This is a genomic window from Saprospira grandis DSM 2844 (assembly GCF_000275825.1).
GTDB lineage: Bacteria > Bacteroidota > Bacteroidia > Chitinophagales > Saprospiraceae > Saprospira > Saprospira grandis_A.
Map to the genome: position 1 here is coordinate 4,348,326 of NZ_JH719942.1, position 6,000 is coordinate 4,354,325.

The window sequence follows — 6,000 nt, forward strand, 5'->3', positions numbered from 1 at the left end:
TGTTCTTAGGCGGAAACTACTTTGAGTTCTGTCCATTTAAAGGCTTGTTCTAAGGCATCTTGCATATGGCTTCGAGTACTTATTTGCCCGGTATCGACTCCTAGTTCTACAAGGGTTTGGGCAATGGCTGGAGAAATTCCCGATAAAATTGTTCGACAGCCCATGAGTGCAGCCGCTTTACTCACTTTTAAAAAGTAATTGGCCACAGCAGTATCCATAATCGCCACCCCACTAATATCTAAAATGAACACTTTGGTTTGTCGTTGGGCAACTTCATGAAGTACGGTAGACATAATATTTTGGGCCCTTAAGGAATCGACAATACCAACTACTGGCAGCAGTAATATTCCTTCCCAAATTGGAGTCACTGGAGTAGACAACTGACTGAGCATATCGTTCTGCTCTTGCAGCTGTTTGTTCATCTCATTATTAAAGGTGTCTATCGCCACAAAAACCCCTACACTACTCGTTCGCTTAAAGGCTTGCATCAGCTCAAAGCTAGCTACTTTGTAGTATACAAAGGCTTTCTCTATAATTTCATTAAAGGCAAAAACGGCAGATAGGTAAGCCTCAAAAGGAAGCCCCATCTGTAAAAAGAACAAAACTAGCTTTGAGCTATACTCAACAGAAGAGGCACAAATTTCTACTTTAGTAATATGTTCCCAAAAACGATCCGATTGGCGATCAAAAACAGAGACAACTTCTTTTGTATAAGCGCTGCTGTATTCTGGCTGAATGGCCATCCAATGGTAAAAGTCCTCAAAAATAGGCGCTTTATACTCATCAATTTGCTTCATAGCCGAACGCACCATAAGAAGATCTTCATCTTGTAATAAAAAAATACTTCTATAACGCGCTGAGGTAATATTAACAATAGACATAAGAGGGTGTGTAATAAAGGGTGTATAACAATATCGCTATGATTCCTAATAGGGAGTTCATTTTTAAAATTGGTCACTTTTTTTTTAAAAAAAACGAACAAAAGGTAAAGATTATTTTTTGGGGCTTGCCCGCCCTCTGGGCGGGCCGGGCTGTGTCAGGGCTCGCAGGTCTGCTCGGCCCTGCGCAAAATTCGCTACGCTCATTTTGCTGGGTCTGCGGCTTCGCCGCCCCCTTTTCCATCCCTAAGCCGAGGCCCTTCGGGCCTGTAGGAACACAAAAGTTTAACAAAAAGCTAGGGGCTAAAAAGGAGTAAAAGCGCATGATAAATAATATCTTAGGTGTTATCATTGATTTTGCTACGAACTCCCCAGATGATGAAAAAATGGACCGCCTACCTCCCTACCCTTGGCCTTTTGCTAGTTGCTTTTATTGTGGCTTGGCAGTTATTAAAATTTAGGCAAAACCAAAAAGACAAACTGCATGAGGGTTTATCGGCGACCTTGATTAAGGAGCAAAAAATTTATCGGCTGAGTTTGGAGCAGCGGGCCCTGACTGCCCTCCCCTCCTCCTTGGCCCAACAGCAGAAGTTGCGAGAGCTCTATTTGGCTGGCAATTGTTTAGCAAATTTACCTCCCTATATATATGACTTTCGAGATTTGGTCCATTTGGATCTAGAAGGGCGGCCCTATGAGATTCGAAAAACAGCTTGTGGCAACCAAATAGAACAGCTTTCAGAAGATTTGGGGCAGTTGGCCCAGTTGCGCTACCTCAATCTCAACCACAATGCTTTGCAGGGGCTGCCGCAGAGCATGGTCCAGCTGGACCAATTGCAGCAGTTATTGTTGCGGAATAATCGGCTCAAGGCTTTGCCCGATAGTTTATTTTTATGCCAAAATTTGCAAGAAGTTGATTTATCTCGGAATCGGCTGCCGATTTTTCCGCAGCAGCTGATGAAACTGCCCCAATTGCAGCGCCTAAATTTGGCCCAAAATGAATTTGGCGAATTGAGTCCTTTTTGGCCCAGTAGTTTGCGGCAGCTCAATCTAATGGGCAATGCTATTTATATATACCCTCTGTTCTTGCCCCCTAATTTAGAAGAATTGGACCTATCCCTTTGTTCTTTGCAGACTATAGCCGATAGTTTGGCCCTGCAGCCCAAATTAAAGCAATTGAATTTGGCCCAAAACCAGTTGGACCAACTGCCTAGGCATTGGAGTATGCCTGTTTTGGAGAAACTGTATTTGGCCCAAAATTTATTGACCGACTCGGCCTTGGGGGCGCAAAATTGGCCCCAAAAACTAAAGGTTTTAGATTTGCAAAACAACAAACTCGCTTTGTCTGCGGGCTTAGTGTTGGGCCAAGAACTAGAAGTCTTGCGCTTGGGCCACAACCAGATTGAGCAGTGGCGGGCCAAGCCTGGGCCCAAGCTCCTACTCCTTGATTTATCCAATAACCAAATTGATAGTTTTTCGGTAGACCATTTGGCCCAATACCCCAAACTTAGGCGCTTATATTTGGATGGCAACCCCATTAGCGGTGAATGCTTGGACCAATTGCAGAAAGCTCGGCCCCAACTCTTTATCAGAAGAGAGTAGCGGGCCAGAGCAGAGCGCCAAGCCCCCAAAGATGAACGGCCACAACAAGCCCTTTAGTCCGTCTTCGACGACCAAAGGGAGTAACCGCCCGCCAAAGGCGGGAGGCCCCAAAATTTCAAGCTACTTGAGACCAAATGTATAGATAAAATCACCTTCAATATACTTCCACCCCAGTTTGAAACAATCAGAAGGATTCTTTTTAGCGGCATAATCTATTCTGTAAACCCCCCTTTTTTTGGAGTAAAAAACATACCGCTTCAATACACACAAATCTTCGTAGCTGCGATCCTCAGATAGGACTTGATGTCTATGATGTGTTTTTTGCTCTACAACAAATAGCGTATCTCCATTATTTTCAAGTGTAGACTGTAGTTTTGAATCAAGATTTCCAGAATTCGATCTAAAATTATACGTTCCCTCAAAAAAGGTACAACTATCGCAGCTTAAATCTGCAATAGCCGAATAGAACTCCACCTTTAACAGTCTATCATAAAACAACACAAAAAGTGTATCATTTCTCAAGCCCGTAAGAAGGGCCCCAGTTTTTATGTTTTCTACTTTAGAAAAAAACTTATTCCCCTTAGGAGGCTCCCAGTTCTGCCCCTGACAAACAGCAATTTGAAAGCAAAAAAATATTGCCCATATTATCAGCTTAGGTTCTGTCTTCATAGTTAAATGTCAATTTTGCTGGCTACTTTTATAACTTTTTCATCTAACCTAAAGATTAGAGCGATCTATTTGGACCTTTAGAGCTTAGCTCTGCAGTAGTTTTTGAAAATCGAGCTCAAAATTAGAGTCAAATTTATATTTTATAATATTTTGGACCTCCTCCCAACTATCACAATGACTAGGTCCTCCATCATACAGAAGGATTAAGCCAATATTGTGTTCTTGATAATCAATGACTTTGAACTCCCCATGATTGCCAACTACACCTAATGAATAACTCACTCCTTTTATTTTTGAAAGGGAGTTGTATAAATCAAAAAAGGCCTTCAACCGCTGCTCTTCATCCTCAAACTTTTGTTTTAAGATCTTTTTCCAGCCATAAACTGGGTTTATTCCAGGCCCTAATTCCACAACAACCCATTTATGAAATAAGTTACGAAATAAATCAGAAGTAGTAATATTCTCTTCGCATACTTTAGCCACAGGACCTCGTCCTGCTAAAAAACCTGCTATATAATGATCTAAAGAGTCTAGAGAAACTGGATCAAGATACATCCAAGGTCGTTGCTCGATGTACGAAAGAAGTTGATGTAAGGTCATTTTGTTTTTTATTTAAAGATTAAAAGTGGGGCTAAAGATAGACATAATAAATACCTTCTCCGTATTTTTTGCCCCAAAGGTATGTCCATTTTGCTAATCAAAGGGAAGGCTAGATTCCTTGATGATAATTTCAACACAACTAGCTAATTCAGCTCCAGCATAGATAGTATGATGATGCTTTTTATTGTTTTTATCAACAGCAATAATTTCCCAAAATGGCCGCCTTAGAGGTTCCTCTTGAACGGATGCTAACTCCCAAAACTGAGCATTCATAAAGCGTTTAAAATGATCGGGGGGAATAAAAAAACTATCTTTTACGCTATAAACGATAAGATAGTCTTTAGCGCCCTCCTGCTCTTCAGAGGCCCAAGAATAGAGACTATCATAATCCTTACCTGCTAAATTAGGTCCACTAAAGCAGGCTGCATAAAGATCATACTCTATTTTCGTATAAAAAAATGTGTCCTTTCTAAATTGGGCCAACAGTTTATAAGAATGAGAAGGACTATATTCGCTATTGATGACATTGAGCACCCAATAATTTTGTTCATTTACATTACTAAATGTATCACAGTCTACTCCTTGCAGGCCCAAATGCAGCAGCATCTTACAACTCATCCGATAATAGCCCTCTTGCTTCTTGAGCTGCTCCAACTGCCTAACTGAATCTTCCTGCTCTAGCTTCTCTTCTGACTTTTCAGAAGCTTCAGTCACACAAGCCAACAGGAGAATCAATGGCAATAATAAACAGAAGACAAATTTCATCATTGAGTTACTTTTTGATCTAAATATTTCAGTCTATACCTTTTATGCTTAATGATTCTAGGCTAAAAAGTTACGAAAGTCAATAGTGATCTATTAAGTCTACTATTTTTTTGGGGCCTGCCGCCTGCGGCGGCCGGGCCCTTGCAGGGCTCGCAGGTTTGCTCGGCCCTGCGGGCTTCGCCCTTGGTCTGCCGCTGCGCGGCCCCCTTTCAGGCCCCTAGGCCAAGTCGCTTCGCTCCTTTGCGGCGGCTTCGCCGCCTGCTAGCTGTGGCTGCAGGTTAAAACCAGCAGCCATACAACAACTCCATTCTACATCTATAGTGCGGAGAGGATTAAAATCCTCTACCGCTTTGAACAAGGATTGTTTTTTCTTCGGTTGTTTGATTTTGTTTTTTTCTCCTCCATAAATTTCATAGGAACCCTAGGGCCAAGGCCCTAGGCTATTGAAAAAATCGTCATCCCCTCCTTCGAGGGGATTTTTCTTTGCGGTTGTGGTTGGACGGTTGTTGTTTTTCTTGGAGCTAAATTTTTTTCCATTTTCCAGCAAACAAGGGCTTTAGCCCGCTCTTTGCATAGACCCGCAAGCATGGGCTTCAGCCCATGGGCCCCAAAATACCCAGCCACTAAAAGACGCTTTCTTTATCTCTCTTTCTTCAAAGCTCCAAAGAAAAAGTTGAGGGACTAACAAGCGGCTATGCTTACCGCCCTGGGCTGAAGCCTAGGCTTATTACCTGAGCGAACTAACGGACTAAAGTCCTTGTTCGCTTTTTCTACTTGTAGATTTCCATTAAGCTTCAGCCCCAAAGCTACCCAGCCACTAAAAGACGTTTTCTTTATCTCTCCTTTTTCAAAACTCCCAAGAAAAAGTTGAGGGACTAATGAAAAGCCGCAGGACAGAAAAACCTAATACCTCCTTTTCATATAAAAACTTCTTATCTACGCCCTCTCCCGAAAAAAAACCAGAAAAAGTTGAGGGACTAATGAAAATTATCTCCATATGGCTTCCTGCTCGGCTGCCTAGGGCCAAGGCCCTAGGCTATCGAAAAAATTGTCATCCCCTCATTCGAGGGGATTTTCTGTTCCACTAGGCTCCATCAGCAAACAAGGGCTTTAGCCCGCCAGTTTGCATAGCCCCACAACCATGGGCTTCAGCCCATGGCAGAAAAGGCAAGCTCCTAGAATCTTTAATTAAGCTTAGTCAACAGCGGCTATGCTTAGCGCCCTGGGCTGAAGCCTAGGCTTATTACCTGAGCGAACTAACGGACTAAAGTCCTTGTTCGCTTTTTCTACTTGTAGATTTCCATTAAGCTTCAGCCCCAAAGCTACCCAGCCACTAAAAGACGTTTTCTTTATCTCTCCTTTTTCAAAACTCCCAAGAAAAAGTTGAGGGACTAATATTAAAATCTTGTGTGCGCCTCTTTTGCTGCCTAGGGACAAGCCCCTAGGCTAGCTATTTCAGACAGCCCTCTGCGAGGGCCTTTGGATATGG

6 protein-coding genes are annotated in these 6,000 nt (G+C 42.5%); 2 read left to right on the top strand and 4 right to left on the bottom strand.

Features of this window, described 5'->3' with window-relative positions:
* Positions 1 to 5: 5 nt before the first annotated feature.
* Positions 6 to 881 carry an STAS domain-containing protein gene (locus SAPGRDRAFT_RS19270; protein ID WP_002661146.1) on the bottom strand — a complete coding sequence of 292 codons (876 nt, stop codon included), beginning with the start codon at positions 879 to 881 and terminating at the stop codon, positions 6 to 8.
* 38 nt (positions 882 to 919) lie between these two features.
* Between SAPGRDRAFT_RS19270 and SAPGRDRAFT_RS23050 the strand changes: the two genes are divergently transcribed.
* The gene (locus tag SAPGRDRAFT_RS23050; protein ID WP_002661148.1) at positions 920 to 1,195 is read left to right on the top strand and encodes a hypothetical protein; all 276 of its coding nucleotides are present in this window, start codon (positions 920 to 922) and stop codon (positions 1,193 to 1,195) included.
* A gap of 25 nt (positions 1,196 to 1,220) precedes the next feature.
* The gene (locus tag SAPGRDRAFT_RS19280; protein ID WP_253271380.1) at positions 1,221 to 2,477 is read left to right on the top strand and encodes a leucine-rich repeat domain-containing protein; all 1,257 of its coding nucleotides are present in this window, start codon (positions 1,221 to 1,223) and stop codon (positions 2,475 to 2,477) included.
* A gap of 120 nt (positions 2,478 to 2,597) precedes the next feature.
* On the opposite strand, the gene SAPGRDRAFT_RS19285 is transcribed toward SAPGRDRAFT_RS19280, so the two are convergent.
* The 3 genes from SAPGRDRAFT_RS19285 to SAPGRDRAFT_RS19295 all read right to left on the bottom strand — a co-directional run bounded on the left by SAPGRDRAFT_RS19285 (position 2,598) and on the right by SAPGRDRAFT_RS19295 (position 4,514).
* Positions 2,598 to 3,146, bottom strand: coding sequence for a hypothetical protein (locus SAPGRDRAFT_RS19285; protein WP_002661150.1), 549 nt, complete (start codon positions 3,144 to 3,146; stop codon positions 2,598 to 2,600).
* Positions 3,147 to 3,230: 84 nt separating this feature from the next.
* Entirely contained in the window at positions 3,231 to 3,629 is a 399-nt protein-coding gene (locus tag SAPGRDRAFT_RS19290) for a hypothetical protein (protein ID WP_253271381.1), read from the bottom strand.
* A gap of 210 nt (positions 3,630 to 3,839) precedes the next feature.
* Positions 3,840 to 4,514 (bottom strand): hypothetical protein, encoded by a 675-nt coding sequence (locus SAPGRDRAFT_RS19295; RefSeq protein ID WP_253271382.1) that lies wholly within the window; start codon positions 4,512 to 4,514, stop codon positions 3,840 to 3,842.
* Between the last annotated feature and the right edge of the window lie 1,486 nt (positions 4,515 to 6,000).

What these genes read in the sequence shown, in the direction of transcription:
- SAPGRDRAFT_RS19270 (WP_002661146.1), bottom strand. Translation starts at nt 881, where the DNA reads ATGTCTATTGTTAATATTACCTCAGCGCGTTATAGAAGTATTTTTTTA.
- SAPGRDRAFT_RS23050 (WP_002661148.1), top strand. Translation starts at nt 920, where the DNA reads ATGATTCCTAATAGGGAGTTCATTTTTAAAATTGGTCACTTTTTTTTT.
- SAPGRDRAFT_RS19285 (WP_002661150.1), bottom strand. Translation starts at nt 3,146, where the DNA reads ATGAAGACAGAACCTAAGCTGATAATATGGGCAATATTTTTTTGCTTT.
- SAPGRDRAFT_RS19295 (WP_253271382.1), bottom strand. Translation starts at nt 4,514, where the DNA reads ATGATGAAATTTGTCTTCTGTTTATTATTGCCATTGATTCTCCTGTTG.